Origin of the sequence: Paracidovorax sp. MALMAid1276 (assembly GCF_049198005.1) — a bacterium.
Taxonomy (GTDB): Bacteria; Pseudomonadota; Gammaproteobacteria; order Burkholderiales; family Burkholderiaceae_C; genus Acidovorax.
Genome location: NZ_JBMIRS010000176.1, coordinates 1 through 20230 on the forward strand (window position 1 = coordinate 1; position 20230 = coordinate 20230).

General features: G+C 69.1%; 18 protein-coding genes. 13 read left to right on the forward strand and 5 right to left on the reverse strand.

Annotated elements, in window-relative coordinates:
- Window positions 1–115: 115 nt before the first annotated feature.
- From ACOQFS_RS12385 to ACOQFS_RS12425, 9 genes are all read left to right on the forward strand, one after another.
- The gene (locus ACOQFS_RS12385; protein WP_421563178.1) at window positions 116–913 is read left to right on the forward strand and encodes a segregation and condensation protein A; all 798 of its coding nucleotides are present in this window, start codon (window positions 116–118) and stop codon (window positions 911–913) included.
- 223 nt (window positions 914–1136) lie between these two features.
- Complete coding sequence (nadB, locus tag ACOQFS_RS12390; RefSeq protein WP_421563163.1) at window positions 1137–2726, forward strand: L-aspartate oxidase; 1590 nt, start codon at window positions 1137–1139, stop codon at window positions 2724–2726.
- On the forward strand, window positions 2723–3358 hold the full coding sequence (gene queE, locus ACOQFS_RS12395) for a 7-carboxy-7-deazaguanine synthase (protein ID WP_421563164.1): 636 nt from the start codon (window positions 2723–2725) through the stop codon (window positions 3356–3358). Before nadB ends, queE begins: the two co-directional genes overlap by 4 nt.
- Before the next feature lie 19 nt (window positions 3359–3377).
- Window positions 3378–3755 (forward strand): 6-carboxytetrahydropterin synthase, encoded by a 378-nt coding sequence (locus ACOQFS_RS12400; RefSeq protein ID WP_421563165.1) that lies wholly within the window; start codon window positions 3378–3380, stop codon window positions 3753–3755.
- Window positions 3756–3804: 49 nt separating this feature from the next.
- Window positions 3805–4185, forward strand: a complete 381-nt coding sequence (gene panD, locus ACOQFS_RS12405; RefSeq protein WP_421563166.1) for an aspartate 1-decarboxylase — start codon at window positions 3805–3807, stop codon at window positions 4183–4185.
- Window positions 4186–4299: 114 nt separating this feature from the next.
- Window positions 4300–5640 (forward strand): adenosylmethionine--8-amino-7-oxononanoate transaminase, encoded by a 1341-nt coding sequence (bioA, locus tag ACOQFS_RS12410; RefSeq protein ID WP_421563167.1) that lies wholly within the window; start codon window positions 4300–4302, stop codon window positions 5638–5640.
- Window positions 5640–6311 (forward strand): dethiobiotin synthase, encoded by a 672-nt coding sequence (gene bioD / locus ACOQFS_RS12415; RefSeq protein ID WP_421563168.1) that lies wholly within the window; start codon window positions 5640–5642, stop codon window positions 6309–6311. Before bioA ends, bioD begins: the two co-directional genes overlap by 1 nt.
- Window positions 6311–7642: an 8-amino-7-oxononanoate synthase gene (gene bioF, locus ACOQFS_RS12420; RefSeq protein WP_421563169.1), complete on the forward strand. Its 1332-nt coding sequence runs from the start codon at window positions 6311–6313 to the stop codon at window positions 7640–7642. Before bioD ends, bioF begins: the two co-directional genes overlap by 1 nt.
- Entirely contained in the window at window positions 7630–7989 is a 360-nt protein-coding gene (locus ACOQFS_RS12425) for a 5-carboxymethyl-2-hydroxymuconate Delta-isomerase (RefSeq protein WP_421563170.1), read from the forward strand. Before bioF ends, ACOQFS_RS12425 begins: the two co-directional genes overlap by 13 nt.
- Window positions 7990–8357: 368 nt before the next feature.
- Here the strand turns inward: ACOQFS_RS12425 and ACOQFS_RS12430 are convergent, their stop codons facing one another.
- The 5 genes from ACOQFS_RS12430 to nadC all read right to left on the reverse strand — a co-directional run bounded on the left by ACOQFS_RS12430 (window position 8358) and on the right by nadC (window position 13008).
- Window positions 8358–8582: a hypothetical protein gene (locus ACOQFS_RS12430; RefSeq protein ID WP_421563171.1), complete on the reverse strand. Its 225-nt coding sequence runs from the start codon at window positions 8580–8582 to the stop codon at window positions 8358–8360.
- Between the two features lie 100 nt (window positions 8583–8682).
- Entirely contained in the window at window positions 8683–8931 is a 249-nt protein-coding gene (locus ACOQFS_RS12435; RefSeq protein ID WP_421563172.1) for a hypothetical protein, read from the reverse strand.
- 218 nt (window positions 8932–9149) lie between these two features.
- Window positions 9150–10955, reverse strand: a complete 1806-nt coding sequence (locus ACOQFS_RS12440; RefSeq protein WP_421563173.1) for a chorismate-binding protein — start codon at window positions 10953–10955, stop codon at window positions 9150–9152.
- Window positions 10956–11017: 62 nt separating this feature from the next.
- On the reverse strand, window positions 11018–12148 hold the full coding sequence (gene nadA / locus ACOQFS_RS12445; protein WP_421563174.1) for a quinolinate synthase NadA: 1131 nt from the start codon (window positions 12146–12148) through the stop codon (window positions 11018–11020).
- On the reverse strand, window positions 12145–13008 hold the full coding sequence (gene nadC, locus ACOQFS_RS12450) for a carboxylating nicotinate-nucleotide diphosphorylase (protein WP_421563179.1): 864 nt from the start codon (window positions 13006–13008) through the stop codon (window positions 12145–12147). The genes nadA and nadC overlap by 4 nt, the downstream gene beginning before the upstream one ends.
- A 188-nt stretch (window positions 13009–13196) precedes the next feature.
- Here nadC and panB point away from each other — a divergent pair, with 188 nt between their 5' ends.
- The 4 genes from panB to ACOQFS_RS12470 all read left to right on the forward strand — a co-directional run bounded on the left by panB (window position 13197) and on the right by ACOQFS_RS12470 (window position 20221).
- Window positions 13197–14081: a 3-methyl-2-oxobutanoate hydroxymethyltransferase gene (gene panB / locus ACOQFS_RS12455; RefSeq protein ID WP_421563175.1), complete on the forward strand. Its 885-nt coding sequence runs from the start codon at window positions 13197–13199 to the stop codon at window positions 14079–14081.
- Window positions 14082–14127: 46 nt separating this feature from the next.
- Complete coding sequence (gene panC / locus ACOQFS_RS12460) at window positions 14128–14973, forward strand: pantoate--beta-alanine ligase (RefSeq protein ID WP_421563176.1); 846 nt, start codon at window positions 14128–14130, stop codon at window positions 14971–14973.
- Window positions 14974–15204: 231 nt separating this feature from the next.
- Complete coding sequence (locus ACOQFS_RS12465; RefSeq protein ID WP_421563177.1) at window positions 15205–18714, forward strand: DUF2126 domain-containing protein; 3510 nt, start codon at window positions 15205–15207, stop codon at window positions 18712–18714.
- Between the two features lie 184 nt (window positions 18715–18898).
- On the forward strand, window positions 18899–20221 hold the full coding sequence (locus ACOQFS_RS12470; RefSeq protein WP_421563180.1) for an IS4 family transposase: 1323 nt from the start codon (window positions 18899–18901) through the stop codon (window positions 20219–20221).
- Window positions 20222–20230: the final 9 nt, after the last annotated feature.

Sequence of the window (20230 nt, forward strand, 5' to 3'; positions counted from 1 at the left end):
TATCCATCAAGCGCTGACAGCTATCAAAACAATAGTCCAGCAGCTCGCCATGCCCTCCCACAGCAACGCCGAGGCCCACGACGCCCCCGGCCTGCCTGCGCTGGGTGCCGAAGGCATGCCCGAGGTGGTGGACCAGGTGGCCCTGGCGCGGCTGTATGGCGAACCGCTGTTCGCCATGCCCACCGACCTCTACATCCCGCCCGACGCGCTGGAGGTCTTTCTCGAAGCCTTTGAGGGCCCGCTGGACCTGCTGCTGTACCTGATCCGCAAGCAGAACTTCAACATCCTCGACATCCCGATGGTGAGCGTCACGCGCCAGTACCTGGCGTATGTGGACGAGATCCGCAGCCGCAACCTGGAGCTGGCGGCCGAGTATCTGCTGATGGCGGCGATGCTGATCGAGATCAAGTCGCGCATGCTGCTGCCGCCCAAGAAGCAGGAGGGCGGCGAGGAGCCCGAAGACCCGCGCGCGGCCCTGGTGCGCCGACTGCTCGAATACGAGCAGATGAAGATGGCGGCCATGCGCCTGTCGCACCTGCCGCAGTACGGCCGCGACTTCCTCAAGGCCCAGGTCTATATCGAGCAAAGCCTGCAGCCGCGCTTTCCGGAGGTGCACGTGGTGGACCTGCAGGACGCGTGGCGCGACATCTTGAAGCGCGCCAAGCTGGTGCAGCACCACAAGATCACGCGCGAGGAGCTGAGCGTGCGCGAATACATGAGCATGGTGCTCAAGACGCTGCAGGGGCGGCGCTTTGTCGAGTTCGAAGAGCTGTTCGAGCCCGAAAAAGGCAGCACCGTGCTGGTGGTGACCTTCATCGCGCTGCTGGAGCTGGCCAAAGAGACGCTGATCGAGATCACGCAGGCCGAAGCCTTCGCGCCCATCTACGTGCGCCTGGCCTATACCCCGGCCTAGTGTCCCGAGTTAGAAGTTCGTTGAAAAGATAGAGATGTCGAAATCGTTGTCAGGCAAGGCGCAAACCACAGCGATAGCCGTAGCTATCGCGAGGATTTGCAACGCCGCATGGCGGCGATTCTCGACATCTTTATGAAACGACTTCTAACTTGGGACACTAGGGCCGACCCACTGTTCACCGCCCAGGCCGGTGGCCGTGGCACTACCTCTTCAACCGCAAGCCATGGCATCCCACGACTTCGACGTCCTCATCGTAGGCAGCGGCCTCGCCGGCCTCTCGGCCGCCCTTCACCTGGCGCCCACGCACCGCGTGGCCGTCATCACCAAGCGCGCGCTGCAGGACGGCGCGAGCGCCTGGGCCCAGGGCGGCATTGCGGCCGTGCTGGCCGACGACGACAGCTTTGCCGCGCACATCGAAGACACGCTGGTGGCGGGCGCCGGCCTGTGCGACCTGGCCACCACGCGCTTCGTGGTGGAGAACGCGCCCGAGTCCATCGCCTGGCTGCGCAGCCTGGGCGTGCCCTTCACGCTCGAAGGCGACCAGTTGCACCTGACCCGCGAGGGCGGCCACAGCGCGCGCCGCATCGCCCATGTGACCGATGCCACGGGCGCGGCCGTGCAGCGCACGCTGATCGACGTGGTGCGCGCCACGCCGGGCATCACGCTGTTCGAGCACCACACGCTGGTGGACCTGATCACCCCGCGCAAGCTGGGATTGAGCGGCCACCGCTGCCTGGGCCTGCACGCGCTCGACAGCGAAACCGACCAGGTCGTGACCTTCCGCGCGCCGCAGACCATCCTGGCTACGGGCGGCGCCGGCAAGGTGTACCTGTACACCACCAACCCCGACACCGCCACCGGCGACGGCATTGCCGCCGCATGGCGCGCGGGCTGCCGCGTGGCGAACATGGAGTTCATCCAGTTCCATCCCACGGGGCTCTACCACCCGCACGAGAAGTCGTTCCTCATCAGCGAAGCCGTGCGCGGCGAAGGCGGCCGGCTCTTGCTGCCCCCGTCGGCCGGCGGCACGCGCTTCATGCCCGACCACGACCCGCGCGCCGAGCTGGCCCCGCGCGACGTGGTGGCCCGCGCCATCGACTTCGAGATGAAGAAGCACGGCCTCGACTGCGTGCACCTCGACATCTCGCACCAGGGTCCTGAATTCCTGCAGGAACATTTCCCGAACATCCTGGCGCACTGCGCGTCGCTCGGCATCGACATCACGAAGGAGCCCATCCCCGTGGTGCCGACCGCGCACTTCACCTGCGGCGGCGTGCTGACCGACCTGGCCGGCCGCACCGACCTGCCCGGGCTGTTTGCCGTGGGCGAGGTGGCCTGCACAGGCCTGCACGGCGCCAACCGCCTGGCCAGCAACTCGCTGCTTGAATGCATGGTGTTCGCCCGCGCCGCCGCGCAGGCCATCGCGGCCGCCCCGGCCACCGAGCTGCCGGCCGTGCCCGCCTGGGACGACAGCCGCGTGACCGATGCCGACGAGTGCGTGGTCATCTCGCACAACTGGGACGAGCTGCGCCGCTTCATGTGGGACTACGTGGGCATCGTGCGCACCAACAAGCGCCTGGAGCGCGCCGCGCACCGCATCGCCATGCTGAAGGCCGAGATCCAGGAGTTCTATGCCCACTTCCATGTGTCGCGCGATCTGCTGGAGCTGCGCAACCTGGTGCAGGTGGCCGACCTGATCGTGAAGAGCGCCCAGGCCCGCCGCGAGAGCCGCGGCCTGCATTTCAGCCGCGACTACCCCGAGGTGGCCGCCCCTTCCGCACCCACCATCCTCGTCCCCCCGGTGCCCCGATGACCTACAGCGTCAAAGAAATTTTCTACACCCTGCAGGGCGAAGGCGGCCAGGCCGGCACGCCGGCCGTGTTCTGCCGCTTTGCGGGCTGCAACCTCTGGACCGGCCGTGAGCGGGACCGCGCGCAGGCCATCTGCCAGTTCTGCGACACCGAATTTGTGGGCACGGACGGCACGCTGGGCGGCAAGTTCGACTCCGCCACCGCGCTGGCCGCGCGCATCGCAGCCCAATGGCCTGCGGGTGCAGGCCACCGCCTGGTGGTGCTGACGGGCGGCGAGCCGCTGCTGCAGGTGGATGCGGCGCTGATCGACGCGCTGCACGCGCAGCAGTTCCGCATTGCGGTGGAAAGCAACGGCACCGTGGCCGCACCCGAAGGCATCGACTGGCTGTGCATCAGCCCCAAGGCCGGCGCACCGTGGGTGCAGCGCAGCGGGCAAGAGCTGAAACTGGTGTGGCCCCAGCCCGGCTTTGACCTGCAGACGCTGGAGCGGGACACCCAGTTCACCCACCGCTTTCTGCAGCCCATGGACGGACCGCTGCAGCGCCAGAACACCGCCGCCTGCATCGACGCCTGCATGGCCTACCCTGCATGGCGATTGAGCCTGCAAACCCACAAGCTCACCGGCATCCGCTGACCTGATTTCCTCTCCTGCCATGCTGTTCACCATCTCCCAGCGCTTTTTCTTCGACGCTGCCCACACACTGCGCCGCGAGATCGAGGCCGAAGGCAGCCGCCGCGTGCACGGCCACACCTACCACGCCGAAGTGTTTCTGACCGGCCCGCGCGACCCTGCCACCGGCATGGTGCTGGACCTGGGCCTGCTGCGCCAGGGCCTGGCCGTGGTGCGCGAGCAGCTGGACCACCACATGCTCGACGACGTGCCCGGCCTGGGCACGCCCACGCTCGAAAACCTGTGCCTGTTCATCGCCCAGGCCCTGCCCGCCGACCTGCGCCCCAGCGTGAGCCGCGTGCGCGTGTGGCGCGAGGCGCTGGGCGACAGCTGCACGCTGGACCTGTTCACCGTGCCCTGACAGCCGCCGCAGGCGCCCCCGATTCAACAACTCCATCCAGGCAAGCCCCATGTTCCGCACCCTGCTCAAATCCAAGATCCACCGCGTCGCCGTGACTCAGTGTGAGCTGCACTACGAGGGCTCCTGCGCCATCGACGAAGACCTGCTGGACGCCGCCAACATCGCCGAGAACGAGCAGATCCACATCTGGAACATCAACAACGGAGAGCGCTTCGTCACCTACGCCATCAAGGGCCAGCGCGGCAGCGGCATGATCTCGGTGAACGGCTCGGCCGCGCGCCGCGCCTCGGCGGGCGATCTCATCATCATTGCCGCCTTTGCCCAGGTGCACGAAGACCAGGTGGCCACACACCAGCCGCAGCTGGTGTTTGTGGACGGGCACAACCGCCAGACGGAACTGCGCCATGCAGTGCCTACGCAGGCGCTGTGATTTCCAAGCGTCGTCACCCATGCAAAGTCCGTTCACGCTGAGCTTGTCGAAGCGCCGCGCGAGGCTTCGACAGGCTCAGCCCGAACGGTCGTGAATGATGGAACGCCACACCGTATGAGCACATCTCTGCATCCTCCGAACGACACCCTGGCCGCGCGCAGCCTCGCCAGCGTCTGGCACCCCTGCACGCAGATGAAGCGGCACGAGGCCCAGCCGCCCGTGGCCATTGCGCGCGCAGAGGGGCCGTGGCTCTATGGCACCGACGGCCAGCGCTATCTGGACGGCATCAGCTCGTGGTGGGTCAACCTGTTCGGCCACAGCCACCCGCACATCCAAGCCGCGCTGGCCGACCAGATCGGCCAGCTCGACCATGTGATGCTGGCCGGTTTCACCCATGCGCCGGTGGTGGAGCTGTCGGAGCGCCTGGCCGCGCTCACCGGCCTGGGCCATGCGTTCTACGGCAGCGATGGCGCGGCCGCCACCGAGATCGCGCTGAAGATGAGCGCGCACTACTGGCGCAACACCGGCCGCCCGGGCAAGAGCCGCTTTGTGGGCCTGGCCGGCGGCTACCACGGCGAAACCGTGGGCGCGCTGGCCGTGACCGACATCGCCATCTTCCGCGAGGCCTATGCGCCGCTGGTGCGCCTGGCCGACACCGTGCCCAGCCCCGACGCGCGCAGCGCCGCACGGGGCGAGACCGCAGCCGATGTGGCCCGCCGCGCCGCCGCCGCGCTGGAGCAATGGCTGCAGCAGCACCACGCCACCACCGCCGCGCTCATCGTGGAGCCCCTGGTGCAGTGCGCCGCCGGCATGGCCCTGCACGACCCCGAGTACCTGCGCCAGGCGCGCGCGCTGTGCAGCCGCTACGAGGTGCACCTGGTGGTCGACGAGATCGCCGTGGGCTTTGGCCGCACGGGCACGATGTTCGCGCACCAGCAGGCGGGCATCCGGCCGGACTTCATCTGCCTGTCCAAGGGCCTCACGGGCGGCACGCTGCCGCTGTCGGCCGTGCTGACCACCCCCGAGGTGTACGCCGCCTTTTATGACGACGACGTGGCGCGCGGCTTTCTGCATTCGCACTCGTACACCGGCAACCCGCTGGCCTGCCGCGCGGCGCTGGCCACGCTGGAGCTGTTCGACCAGCTCGATGCCCTGGCCGCCAATGTGGCGCTGGCGCAGCGCATCGACGCCGCCTGCGCACCGCTCACCCAGCACCCCCGCGTGCGCCATGCGCGGCGCCTGGGAATGATCTGGGCCTGGGACGTGGACACCCCGCTGCGCGACTTTGCCCGCCGCTACCACCAGCACGCCATGGCGCGCGGCCTGGTGCTGCGCCCCATCGGGACCACGGTCTACACCATGCCACCCTATGTGCTGGACGATGAGGCGGTGCAGTGCCTTGCCAGCGGCGCGCTCGATGCGCTGAACGCCACCCTGCAGGAGGAGAAGAGTTGATGATGGGATGTTTTGTGACCGGCACCGACACGGGCGTCGGGAAGACGCTGGTGTCTGCGGGGCTGCTGCACGCGCTGGCGCCCCACCACCGCCGCGTGGTGGGCATGAAGCCCGTGGCCGCCGGGCTGGTGCCCTGGGGCGAGGACTGGGCCAGCGAAGACGCCATTGCCCTGCGCGCCGCATCCACCGTGGCCGTGCCGCCCGAGCTGGACAACCCCGTGCTGCTGCCCGACCCGCTCTCGCCGCACATTGCGGCTGCGCGCGCCGGGGTGCAGATCGACATCGACGCCATCGTCGCCAGCTACCACGCGCTGGCCGCCCAGGCCGATGCCGTGGTGGTGGAGGGCGCCGGCGGTTTTCATGTGCCGCTGACCGACACGCTCACGGGCGCCGACCTGGCCCAGGCGCTGGGCCTGCCCATGGTGCTGGTGGTGGGCCTGCGGCTGGGCTGCCTGAACCACGCGCTGCTGACGGCCGAGGCCATCCGCGCGCGGGGCCTCACGCTGGCCGGCTGGGTGGCCAACCGTGTCGACCCCGGCATGGAGGCGGCGGGCGACAACATCGCCTATCTGCGGGCGCGGCTCGGTGCCCCGCTGCTGGGCGAAGTGCCCTACCAGGATCTGCCCGACCCGCGCAGCCTGGTGCTGGAGCTGCCCCCCGAATGGCTGTGATGCATAACACCTCAGCCGCTGCGCCCGGCACTGCCCCCTCCTCCGCCTCGTCCACCTCGTCCACCTCGTGGCTCGACGAGATTCCCGCGCGCCTGGCCGACATCGAGCGCGCCCACCTGCTGCGCCGCCGCCGCGTGGTAGAGCCCGCCGGTGGCGCACGCCTGCGGGTCGACGGCCAGCCCATGCTGGCGTTCTGCAGCAACGACTACCTGGGCCTGGCCAGCCACCCCGCGCTGGCCGAGGCCGCACGCGAAGCCACGCACCGTTTCGGCGTGGGCTCGGGCGGCTCGCCGCTGGTCAGCGGCCACAGCGCCGCCAACGCCGCGCTGGAGCATGACCTCGCCGCCTACGTGCAACTGCCCCGCGCGCTGTACTTCTATGCGGGCTATGCCACCAACACCGGCATCATCCCCGCGCTGGTGGGCGAGGGCGATGCCCTTTTTTCGGACGCGCTGAACCACGCCTGCCTGATCGACGGCGCGCGGCTGTCGCGCGCCACCATCCACCGCTATCCCCACGCCGACCTGGCCGCACTCGAAGCGCAGCTGGCCGCCAGACCCGCGCGGCGCAAGCTGGTCATCAGCGACGCGGTGTTCAGCATGGACGGCGACCTGATCGACATCCCGGCCCTGCTGGCGCTGTGCGAGCGCCACGACGCCCTGCTGCTGCTGGACGACGCGCACGGCTTTGGCGTGCTGGGGCCGCAGGGGCGCGGCAGCCTGGCCGCCGCCGGCCTCACCGGTGCCACGGCCTCGCGCCGCGTGCTCTACATGGCCACGCTGGGCAAGGCGGCCGGGGTGGCCGGTGCATTTGTGGCGGGCGATGCCGCACTCATCGAGTGGCTGCTGCAGAAAACACGCACCTACATCTTTGCCACGGCCGCCCCGCCGCTGCTGGCGGGCGCGCTGCGCCAGAGCCTGCAGCTGATGGCCGCCGCCGACGACCGCCGCGCGCACCTGGCCGCACGCATCCAGCAACTGCGCAGCGGGCTGGCCGCCCTGCCCCCGGCTTCGGGCTGGCACCTGCTGCCGTCGCACACGCCGGTGCAGGCCCTGGTCATCGGCAGCAACGAGGCCGCGCTGGCCGTGATGGAAGGCCTGCGCGAGCGTGGCCTGTGGGTGCCCGCCATCCGCCCGCCCACCGTGCCCGCGGGCACGGCACGCCTGCGCATCGCGCTGTCGGCCGCGCACACGGCGGACGACGTCGCCCAGCTGCTGGATGCACTGCACGCACTGGCTGCAGCCCCCGGCGATACCATCCACGCTCCGGGCGCGCCGACGCGCGCACCGGCCTCACCCCTTCCTGCCGCGAGAAACTCATGCCCCACCTGACGATTGAATACTCCGCCAACCTGGCCCGCTACCCCGAGGCCGACACCCTGACAGCGCTGAACGCGGCGCTGTGCGCGCACCCCCAGGTGCAGGACGAGGCCGACCTGAAGACCCGCTTCATCGCCACCAGCAGCTTCGAGATCGGCACGGCACCCGCCCACCGCGCGTTCGTGCATGCCCAGCTGCGAGTCCTGTCCGGCCGCACGCCCGAGGCGAAAAAGGAGCTTTCCGACATCATCGCCGCCGTGCTGCGCGAACGCACGCCCCGACCTGCCGGGGTGATGGTGCAACTCAGCGTGGAGATCGTGGACATGGACCGGGGCTCATACGCCAAGGAACGGCTCTGAGCCGGTCAAACGTGTCTGGGCCCGTCGGCCGCATTGCCTGTGATGGGCAGGACGATGCCGGCGATGACGCAGTCGCAGCAAGGCGCTGCCAGACGCACGCAGCCCGAAGACGTCACGCGTGCCCGCGAAAATCAAGGCGCCCATCGCTCGCGCCGTGAGGCTGCAGCGTGCTGGGCGACGTCCCATCGCCTCGTGCAACATGGCCTCCGTTGCGATCCCCGGGCCCACTCCACGGGTCGCCCCATGAGGATGAGGGCCCGAGGTGAAAGTCCACGTCGTGCACGGAAGCGGCTCCATGCGCCGGTGCCTCTGGGACACAACCGGGCATGGCGGGGTCGAAAGTCATCGCAGCGCCCCTGGCCCAAGGCTCAGTGCGTGTCCGAAGAGAACTTTTCGTAGCGCTCCTGGCGCCAGACGTCGTAGTCCTCGTCCAAAAGCCTCAGGGCTTCCTGCCGCCAGTTCGATGCCCGGGGCCTGCGTTGCCCATCGCTCTCCATCGCATCGCCAAATTCCGCATCGCCCCGCAGCTCGTCCACGTCGCGCCTCAGGTATGTGTGCGCATATGCGCCGTCTTCGGTGTCTTTGTAGCCCATGGTCTGCCCCCTGTTGGTTCAGCGTGGTCCCCATAAACCGTTGGCGGCCGGGCCGCGCAACGGTCCTGCGCACACGCGCAGATCACATTTGCTTGTTGGATTAGGAGGAACGGCCGCCGTGCTGCTGGTCTTCACGTTGCGCCTGGTTGCGCTGGCTGCTCTCGTTCACTGCGTCCGTGTCGGAATAGCCGCCCTGCTGCGGGTTGCGGCTGTTGCCGATGCTCTGTTCGGCCTGGCGCTGGTGCTGGCCCTGGCGCTGATCACCGCGGTCACGCTGGTCACGCTCGACGTTCTGGCCCTGCTGGGTGTTTTGGGGGTTTTGCTGGTTTTGCTGCTTCTGGTTGGTCATGGTTGGCTCCTCGTGAAAGATGAACTAGGTATGCACAACAACCCGTGTGCAAATTCATTCTTGAAAAGCCCGCATGACCGCCGTGTAGGCCGGCTCCTATAGCGATGTCGGCAGCGCGCGATGCACCGTAAGCAGCTGAACGGCGTGTTTCCGATTGCAAGCATCGCGCCACAGACAGAGCTGCATGCTGCGCTTGCGCGGCATCGCGCCGATGCCTGTCAACGAACCAGCGTGGCTGCCAGCCAGCCGCGCAGGCTGTTGATGAACGCCCACTCCTGCACCCGGGCCAGGTCGTCCACGCGCAGCACGCCCTCCTCGACGCGGCCCTCGGCGAGGGCCACGGCACGGCCCACGCCGGGCAACAAGCCGCAGCGCAGCGGCGGGGTGATCCAGGCGCCATCCACCCGCGCAGCCACGTTGCCGAAGGTGCTTTCGGTGATCTCTCCGGCGGCATTCCACAGCAGGGTGTCGAACACGCCGGGCACGGTGGGGGCAAACGCCGCATAGTGCGCGCGGCGGGTGGTCTTGTAGCGCACGAACTCGCTGTGCGCGTCTTCGAACGGGCGCTGCGCCACGGCCAGGCGCACGGGCTCTTCGGTGGCTTGCAGTGCAAAGGCCTCGGCGCGCGCGCTGCCGTCGGCCGCCAGCAGCAGGCGCACGCGCCAGTCGCCATCGCGGTGCTGCAGGGCGGCTATCTGCAGCTCCTGGCGCACGGCGTGGGCGTTGAACGGGTAGCCGAAATGCGCGGCTGCCTCGCCCATGCGGCGCACGTGCAGGTCGGAATGGTGGAACTTGCCGTGGTGCAAGCCCAGGGTTTCCAGGATCTCGAACGGCGCGCTCGCGCGCTCCACAAACGCGCGCTTGTGCCGCCATTCGGCCCATTCCGCGGCCGCCTCGGCGCCCGAGGTGATGCCGCTGCCGATGCCGCAGGTGGCGCGCTGCGGCGCCGTGCCGCGCAGCACCACGGTGCGGATGGGGACGTTGAAGGTGGCCGCCACGCGGTGCAGGCCATCGGGGCCCGCACTGCCCTCCACGGGCCGCACCACGCCCACCGCGCCGCAATACACGCCGCGCGGTGCGGGCTCCAGCGCGCGGACCATCTGCATCGCGCGCACCTTGGGCGCGCCGGTGACCGATCCGCACGGGAACAGCGCCGCAAACACATCGGCCAGCTGCGTGCCGGGACGGGTGCGGGCCGTCACGTCCGAGGTCATCTGCCACACGGTGGGCAGGGCCTGGGTGGCGAACAGTGCGGGCACCTGCACGCTGTGCGGCAGCGCGATGCGCGAGAGGTCGTTGCGCAGCAGGTCGACGATCATCACGTTCTCGGCGCGCTCCTTGGGCGCCGTGCGCAGATGCTCGGCATGGGCCGCGTCTTCGTCGGGCGTGGCACCCCGTGGCGCGGTGCCCTTCATCGGGCGCGCCAGGATGCGGCCGCCCTCGGGCGCGTCCTCCCAGTCAAAGAACAGCTCGGGCGAGACCGACAGCACCTGCTCGTCGCCCGCGTCGATGTGCGCCGCGTAGCCGCCGGGCTGGGCGCGGTGCAGCGCGGCAAACAGGGTGTCGGCGCTGCCCTGCCGCAGTTGCCCGGCCAGCGGCGCCGTGTAGTTGACCTGGTACAGCTCGCCCGCCGCGATCGCCTGCTGGATGCGATCAAGCGCCGCGTCAAAGTCGCCCCGCGCCAGGCCTTCACCCCAGTCCACCTGGGCGGCCTCGGCGGGTGCGGGCGGCGCCGCATCGTCCGGCCAGGGCTGCGCGGCGTCGTACACCGCAAACCAGGCCAGCGGCCCATCGACCGCGTGGGTGGGCAAGGCGGCATCGAAGGCAGGGGCCGCCTCGTAACGCACATAGCCCACGCACCAGCGGCCCTGCTGGGCGGCGGCATGCACGGCCTGCAGCACGGGGCGCACTTCGCCCAGCCCATGCGCCGCCAGCACCTCGCACGGCCCGCCAAAGGCATGACGCAGACGCGGTGCCCCAGCGTTCAACGCGGGCGTGAAGTCGATGCGTGAAATATGAGTCAAAACAGGCTCCAGCGCTTTACCAATAAGCGCCAGCAGCTATAACAATAATAGCAAACACATTCTCAGGCAGCCCCGAGATGCGGCACCAGGGCCGCCGCGGGCGCCCCCTGCCTGAGCGCCGCCGTGAACGCCAGCATGCGGTCAATGGGCTGGCGCGCGCGGGGGATGAGCAGCGGGTCCACCTCGATGGCGCCCGCGCCGGTCTGCAGCACGCGGGCCACGTCGGCCAGGCCGTTCATCGCCATCCAGGGGCAGTGCGCGCAGCTCTTGCAGGTGGCGCTGTTGCCGGCCGTGGGGGCCTCGTAGAAGGTCTTGCCGGGGTTCAGCGTACGCAGCTTGTGCATCATGCCGTTGTCGGTGGCCACGATGAACTCGGCCGCATCCATCTCGCGCGCAGCCTTGAGGATGGCGCTGGTGGAGCCCACGGCATCGGCCAGGGCCACCACGTCGGCAGGGCTTTCGGGGTGCACCAGCACCTTGGCGTTCGGGTGCTCCTGTTTCAGCAGTTCCAGCTCCACGGCCTTGAACTCGTCGTGCACGATGCAGGCGCCGTTCCAGAAGACCATGTCCGCGCCCGTTTCGCGTTGGATGTAGGCACCCAGGTGGCGGTCGGGCGCCCACAGGATTTTCTGACCGGCGGCTTTCAAGGCACTCACGATCTCCAGCGCGCAGCTCGACGTAACCAGCCAGTCCGCGCGCGCCTTCACGGCGGCGCTGGTGTTGGCGTACACCACCACGGTGCGGTCAGGGTGCGCGTCGCAAAACGCGCTGAACTCGTCGATGGGGCAGCCCAGGTCGAGCGAGCAGGTCGCGTCCAGGTCGGGCATGAGCACGGTCTTTTCCGGGCTCAAAATTTTGGCCGTCTCGCCCATGAAGCGCACACCGCTCACCACCAGGGTCTGCGCGGCGTGGTCGCGGCCAAAGCGGGCCATCTCCAGCGAGTCGCTCACGATGCCGCCGGTCTCCTCGGCCAGATCCTGCAGGTCGGGGTGCACGTAGTAGTGCGACACCATCACCGCGTTCTTTTCTTTCAGAAGGCGGCGGATCTGGTCTTTGAGCGTTGCGCGCTCGGCCTGTGTGGGCTCGGGCGGCACGCGCGCCCAGGCATGCTTGGTGGAACAGACGGCGCCCGACGCGGCCTCGTCCGGCTGTTCGTACTCGACATCGATGCGGTTCAGGGTGGCGATGGTCATGCCAGCTCCTGCAGGCGCATCGAGAAATCGGTGGCCTTCACGTCTTTCGTCAGCGTGCCGATGGAGATGCGGTCCACGCCCGTCTCGGCCAATTCGCGCAGGCCATCGAGCGTCACGCCGCCCGAAATCTCCAGGATGGCGCGGCCCGCATTGATGCGCACCGCTTCGCGCAGCATGGGCAGCGGCATGTTGTCCAGCAGCACCATCTTGGCGCCCGCGTCCAGCGCCTCGGCCAGTTGCTCCAGCGTCTCGACCTCGATTTCGATGAATTGGGCCTGCGCGGCCACGGCTTGCGCGGCCTGCAGCACGGCCGTCACGCCACCGGCGGCGGCGATGTGATTCTCCTTGATGAGCACCGCGTCGTGCAGGCCGATGCGGTGGTTGGTGCCGCCGCCCACGCGCACGGCGTACTTCTGCGCCAGGCGCAGGCCGGGGAGGGTCTTGCGCGTGTCCACGATCTGCGCGCGGGTGCCGGCCACCACGTCCACATAGCGGCGGGTCTTGGTGGCCACGGCCGAGAGCAGCTGCAGAAAGTTGAGCGCGGTGCGCTCGGCGCTCAGCAGCGCGCGGGCCTGGCCTTGCATCTCCAGCACCACCTGGTCGGGGGCGCAGTGCTGCCCTTCGGCCACATGCCAGGTGATCTGCACCGTGGGGTCGAGTGCGCGCAAGGCCGCCTCGGCCCAGGGGGCGCCGCAGATCACGGCTTCTTCGCGCGCCAGGATGCGCGCGCGGGCGCGGCGGGCGGGGTCGATCAGGCCGGCCGTGAGGTCGCCCGAGCCCACGTCTTCGGCCAGGGCTCGGGCCACGTCGGCCTGGGCCAGGGCTTGCACGTGTTCGGTATCGCTCATGGAGCCAGACATGGAGCCAGTCATGGAGCTTGTCGCGGGGTTTGTTGCGGGGTGTAACGCTGCGGTCATGGGCCGCGAGCATACCGGGAACACAAAGGCCACGGCGCCAGCGCAGGCCGCTTCGCGCACGGCCCCTCGACCATAAGTACACCCAGCATCGCTCCCCTAGACTCGCGGCAATTTTTTTGCCCGCGAGCCCCATGACCGCCCCGCAAACCGCCGAATCCGCCACCCCCTACGGCACGCTGCCGCCCGCCTCGCCGCTGCCCGCGCGCAAACCCGTGAGCCTGCCGCGCCTGGCGCAGATGCGCGCTGCGGGCGAAAAGATCGCCATGCTGACGGCCTATGACGCCACCTGCGCCGCCGTGGCCGACGCGGCGGGCGTGGACTGCATCCTGGTGGGCGATTCGCTGGGCATGGTGTGCCAGGGGCTGCCCAGCACGGTGGGCGTGCTGCTCGACACCATGGCCTACCACACGGCCAGCGTGGCGCGCGGCCTGCAGCGCGCGCAGGGCACGGCCTGGCTGGTGGCCGACCTGCCCTACGGCAGCTATGCCGAAAGCCGCGAGCAGGCCTTGCGCAGTGCCTGCGTGCTGATGCAGGCGGGGGCGCACATGGTCAAGCTCGAAGGCGGCGGCTGGACGGCGCCCACGGTGGAGTTTCTGGTGCAACGCGGCGTGCCCGTGTGCGCCCACCTGGGCCTCACGCCGCAAACGGTGCATGCCCTGGGCGGCTACCGCGTACAGGGCCGGGGCGACGACGCGGCGCGCACCCTGCGCAAGGACGCGCGCGAGCTGCAGGACGCCGGCGCCGCCATGCTGGTGCTGGAGATGGTGCCCGCCGTGCTGGCCGCCGATCTGACGGCCGAGCTGGCGCACTGCCACACCATCGGCATCGGCGCGGGCAACGGCACCGCCGGCCAGGTGCTGGTGCTGCACGACATGCTGGGCATGAACCTCGGAAAGATGCCGAAGTTCGTGCACGACTTCATGCAGGGCGCGGGCAGCGTGCGCGGCGCCATCGAGGCGTATGTGCAGGCCGTGAAGCGGGGCAGCTTTCCGGACAACGCCGTGAACGCGTGGTGAGCCCTTTATTTATCTATCCAACTCTCTCTCTGCCTTTTTCGTCCCCATGCTGATCGCCCGCTCCATCGCCGACCTGCGCCAGGCCCTGTCCCCCTACCGCCGCCCCGCCTTTGTGCCCACCATGGGCAACCTGCACGACGGGCACATCGCCCTGGTGCGCCAGGCCAAGCCCCTGGGCGACGTGACGGTGGCCAGCATCTTTGTGAACCGCCTGCAGTTCCTGCCGCACGAGGATTTCGACAGCTACCCGCGCACCTGGGACGCCGACTGCGCACAGCTGGAGGCCGCTGGCTGCGATGTGCTGTTTGCCCCGCGCGAGGCCGACCTGTACCCCGAGCCCCAGACCTTCAAGGTGCACCCCGATCCGCAACTCGCCGACATGCTCGAAGGCCACTTCCGCCCCGGCTTTTTTGTGGGTGTGAGCACGGTGGTGATGAAGCTGTTTGCCTGCGTGCTGGGCGCCACGGGCGGCACGGCCGTGTTCGGCAAGAAGGACTACCAGCAGCTCATGGTGATCCGCCACTTGGTGCGCCAGTTCGCGCTGCCCATCGACATCGTGGCGGGCGAGACCTGCCGCGCGGCCGACGGGCTGGCGCTGAGCTCGCGCAACGGCTACCTGGGCCCCGAGGAACGCCGGGAGGCCGTGGCGCTGGCCCAGGCCCTGCAGCAGTTGGCGCAGCAGTGGCGTGACACGCCGGCCACCGGGCGCGGCGCGCTGGAAGCCCAGGCGCAGGACACCCTGCGCGCGCGCGGCTGGGCGCCGGACTACCTCACCGTGCGCCGGCGCGCCGACCTGCTGGCGGCCACCGCCAGCGATGCGCCCGGCACGCTGGTGGCCCTGGGCGCAGCGCGGCTGGGCAGCACGCGCCTGATCGACAACCTTGAATTTTGACGAACACTATAATTTTTGTAGCTATAAAGTGTTTACAGATAAGCGCCAACGGTACTTTTTAATCAGAATCTGACACTGCAAGGCCCCGCTCTGGCCCGCCGCGAATCCGCGCGCCAATCGCGGCATCCCCAGGCTGGTGCGCCGCAGCGCCAGCGCGTGGCCGTGCCAATGCCCCCGTTCGGGTAAGCATGTCATCCGCGATGGCTCAGGACTTGCTAGCATGGGCTGCATATGCCCATCCACGCCGCACTCCACCACGTCACGCATTACCAGTACGACCGGCCCGTGAACCTGGGTCCGCAGATGGTCCGGCTGCGACCGGCGCCGCATTGCCGCAGCAACGTGGTGTCGTACTCGCTTCGCGTCGAGCCTGCGCAGCATTTCATCAACTGGCAGCAAGACCCGTTCGCCAACTACCAGGCGCGTCTGGTGTTCCCCGAGAAGACGCGCGAATTCAAGGTCACGGTGGACCTGGTGGTGGAGATGGCGGTGTACAACCCCTTCGACTTCTTCCTGGAGCCCGAGGCCGAGCACATTCCGTTCAAGTACGGCAGCGAGGTGCAGCAGGAACTCGCGCCCTACCTGGCCACCGAGCCCGTCACGCCCCTCGTCCAGGCCTATCTGGACAAGATCGACAAAAGCGAGCAGCGCTCCATCGACTTTCTGGTCAAGCTGAACCAGCAGGTCGCGCAGGACGTGCGCTACCTCATCCGCATGGAGCCCGGCGTGCAGACGCCCGAAGAGACGCTGCAGAAAGCCAGCGGCTCGTGCCGCGACTCGGGCTGGCTGCTGGTGCAGCTGCTGCGCCACCTGGGGCTGGCGGCGCGGTTCGTGTCGGGCTATCTGATCCAGCTCACGCCCGACGTGAAGGCGCTGGACGGCCCCAGCGGCACCGAAGTCGACTTCACCGACCTGCACGCGTGGTGCGAGGTCTACCTGCCCGGCGCGGGCTGGATCGGCCTGGATGCCACCAGCGGCCTGCTGGCGGGCGAGGGCCACATCCCGCTGGCCTGCACGCCCCAGCCTTCGGGCGCGGCACCCATCGAGGGCCTGATGGACGAGGCCGAGGTGGAGTTTGCCCACGAGATGCGCGTGACGCGCATCTACGAATCGCCCCGCGTGACCAAGCCCTACACCGAAGACCAGTGGCAGGCCGTGCTGGCCCTGGGCGACCAGGTGGATGCCGACCTGCAGGCCGGCGACGTGCGCCTGACCATGGGCGGCGAGCCGACCTTTGTGGCCGTGTCCGACCGCGACGCGCCCGAATGGAACACCGATGCGCTCGGCCCCACCAAGCGCGGCTACGCCACCGAGCTCACACACAAGCTGCGCGCCGAATACGGCCAGGGTGGGTTTTTGCATTTCGGCCAGGGCAAGTGGTACCCGGGCGAACAGCTGCCGCGCTGGGCGCTGTCCATCTGCTGGCGGGCGGACGGCCAGCCCACCTGGCACAACTCCGACCTGTTTGCCGACGAGCGCACGCCCACGCACTACACCAGCGAAGACGCGCGCCGCTTCGTCCACCACCTCACGCGCAAGCTGGGCATCACGTCGCGCTACATCCAGCCCGGGTATGAAGACACCTGGTATTACTTGTGGCGCGAGCGCCGCTTGCCCGTCAATGTCGACCCGTTCGACGCGCGGCTGGACGACGAGCTGGAGCGCGCGCGCCTGCGCCGCGTGTTCGAGCAGAAGCTGGACAGCGTGGTGGGCTATGTGCTGCCGCTGCAGCCGGGTTCCGAGGCGCGCGGGGGCCCGGCGCTGGCCGGCAGCGTGTGGAGCACCGGCCCCTGGTTCTTCCGCGACGAGCGCATGTACCTCATTCCAGGCGATTCGCCCATGGGCTACCGCCTGCCGCTCGATTCGCTGCCCTGGGTGAGCCAGGCCGATTACCCCTACCTGATCCCGCAAGACCCCACGGCACCGGCCGAGCCGCTGCGTGCCGCTGCGGCCTTGCGCGCGCGATATGCCACGCAGCCCAGCACGGTGGCCGGCGACCGCGACCTGCCCTACCTGGCCGGCGCCACCGCACCGGGCGAAGCACGCCGCGTGGCGCAGGCGGGCGATGGCGGCGGTGACCACGCGCGCCAGCCGGGCCAGCCCGACCCGTACGCGGGCACGCAGCCCCCGGGCCGCTTCACATCGGCCCACGGCCTGACGCGCACGGCGATGTGTGTGGAGGTGCGCGACCCGCGCCGTGCCAACGGCCCCAAGGCCGAGCGGGTGGGCAGCAAGTCCGGCGTGCTCTACGTCTTCATGCCCCCGCTGGCGCGCCTGGACGACTACCTGGACCTGCTCGCCGCCGTCGAGGCCACGGCCGAAGAGCTGGGCCTGAAGATCGTGCTGGAAGGCTACCCGCCGCCGCGCGACGCGCGCCTGAAGGTGCTGGCCGTGACGCCCGACCCCGGCGTGATCGAGGTCAACATCCACCCCGCCACGCACTGGCGCGAGCTGGTGCAGCACACCGAGTTCCTCTACCAGGCCGCGTGGGAGACCCGCCTGTCGGCCGAGAAGTTCATGACCGACGGGCGCCACACCGGCACCGGGGGCGGCAACCACTTTGTGATGGGCGGCGCCACGCCGGCCGATTCGCCCTTCCTGCGCAAGCCCGAGCTGCTGGCCAGCCTGCTGCTGTACTGGCACAACCACCCCTGCCTGAGCTATCTGTTCAGCGGCCTGTTCGTTGGCCCCACCAGCCAGTCGCCGCGTGTGGACGAGGCGCGCAACGACCAGCTCTACGAGCTGGAGATCGCGCTGCGCGAGATCGAGGCCAACCGCGCCGTATACGGCCAGGACATGCCGCCCTGGCTGGTGGACCGCACGCTGCGCAACATCCTGATCGACGTGACGGGCAACACGCACCGCAGCGAGTTCAGCATCGACAAGATGTACTCGCCCGACAGCAGCACGGGCCGCCCGGGCCTTTTGGAGCTGCGCGCGTTCGAGATGCCGCCCCATGCGCGCATGAGCGTGGTGCAGCAGCTGCTGCTGCGCGCGCTGATCGCCCGCTTCTGGAAGGCGCCCTACCGCGCACCCGCCGCCCGCTGGGGCACCGAGCTGCACGACCGCTGGCTGCTGCCCGCGTTCATCCAGCAGGACATGCGCGATGTGGTGGCCGAGCTGAACGCCGCAGGCTATGCCTTCGATGCCGCCTGGTTTGCGCCGCAGTTCGAGTTCCGCTTCCCACTGGTGGGCACGGTGCAGTCCATGGGCGTGGAGCTGACCCTGCGCAGCGCGCTGGAGCCCTGGCATGTGATGGGCGAAGAAGGCATTGCGGGCGGCACGGTGCGCTATGTGGATTCGTCGCTCGAACGCATCGAGGTGCGGGTGACGGGCCTGAACCCGAGCCGCCATGTGGTCACCGTCAACGGCCAGCCGCTGCCGCTGCAGACCACGGGCACCGAAGGCGAGTTCGTGGCCGGGGTGCGCTACAAGGCCTGGAACCCCGCGAGCGCCCTGCACCCCACCATCGGCGTGCATGCGCCGCTCACGTTCGACATCGTGGACACCTGGATGAACCGGTCGCTGGGCGGCTGCCAGTACCACGTGGCCCACCCGGGCGGGCGCAACTACACCACCTTTCCGGTCAACGCCTACGAGGCCGAAAGCCGGCGCCTGGCGCGCTTCTTCCGCATGGGCCACACGCCCGGCCCGCTGGCTGTGCCGCCGGCCACCATCGAGCTGCCGGGCAGCCGCGAGTTTCCGTTCACGCTCGATCTGCGGCGCAAGATGCGGCCGTAGGGGGACCCTGCGCCCACGGCGCCCACGGCTTCCATTTTTCAGGCTCTAAGGCCCAACCCTTTCAAGGTCTTTCGAGCTTAATCATCTAAGCTGCTGATTGCACGGGATTTTCCGTGTGATGCGGGAGCAGAAGATCTGGCAAGAAGTCATTGAGCGGTTCGAGCAGCAAGCCCCTGGTGCGGTGATGGCGCACTTGGCGTTGGATCAGGCGTTGCCGTCGAGCTGGATCGACGAGGTGTTTCAGGCGCATCGGCAACGGCAGTACCCACGCGAACTGCTGTTCTCCAGCGTGGTGGAACTGATGCTGCTGGTCACGCTGGGGCTGCGGCCCTCGCTGCACGCGGCTGCGCGCAAGATGGCTGATCGGCTACCCGTGTCATTGGCGGCGCTGTACGCCAAGGTGCAGCGTACCGAGCCTGCGGTGCTGCGTGCGCTGGTGCAAGGCAGTGCACAGCGGCTGGTGCCGCTGGTGGGCTGCCTGCCCGAGCGCCAGAGCCTAGCGGGCTGGCAGTTGCGGGTGTTCGACGGCAATCACCTGCCGGCCAGCGAGAAGCGGCTGGCGCCGCTGCGCGGGTTGCGGGGCGCGGCACTGCCGGGCCACACGTTGGTGGTGTACGACCCGGACAGCGCGCTGGTGTGCGACATCGTGGCCTGCGAGGACGCGCACGAGAGCGAGCGCACGGGTGCGGCAGCGCTGATCGAACGCGCCCAGGCCCAGCAGGTGTGGATCGGCGACCGGCACTTCTGCACCCAGGCCATCGTGCAAGGGCTGGCCGAGCGCGGAGCGGGCTGCATCGTGCGCGAGCATGCCCGCCATCCGCGGCTGCGCTCGTGCGGGTTGTGGAGCGAGCAGATCGACATCGAGACCGGGCGGGTGCGCGAGCAGGCGATCGAACTGGCCGAGCCGCATGCGGGCGCGCTCAAGTACTGGCGGCGCATCGAGATCGCCCTTCACGCTCCCACCGAGTCCGGTGACCAGGCCATCGTGCTGTGGAGCAACCTGCCACCCGAGATCGATGCAGCCACCATCGCGCGGCTGTACCGCAAGCGCTGGCGCATCGAAGGCATGTTCGGCCGCTTGGAGTCGGTACTGCACAGCGAGATCAAGACGCTGGGCCATCCGCGCGCGGCGCTGCTGGGCTTTGCCGTGGCTGTGCTGGCCTACAACGTGCTGGCCCTGCTCAAGCAGCTCATCGAGCACGCGCACCGTCAACGCCACCCGGAGCTGGACGTGTCCACCTACCACCTGGCCGTGGACATCGCCAGCGACTACGGGCCGATGCTGCGCATACTGCCATCCGAGCACTGGCCGCGAGCTGACGACGACCCCCGCCAGCTCGTCGATCGCTTGCTGCGGCTGAGCAGCCGCATGAGCCCCAAGCAACTGGCCACCTCCAAGCGCAAGCCAAAGGACGCGCAGGCCAAGGGCTACGTCGATGGGTCCATCGCACGCTCCCATGTGTCCACCGCACGCGTCCTCAAACAGGCCGAGGGAAAAAGACCTTGAAAGGGATGG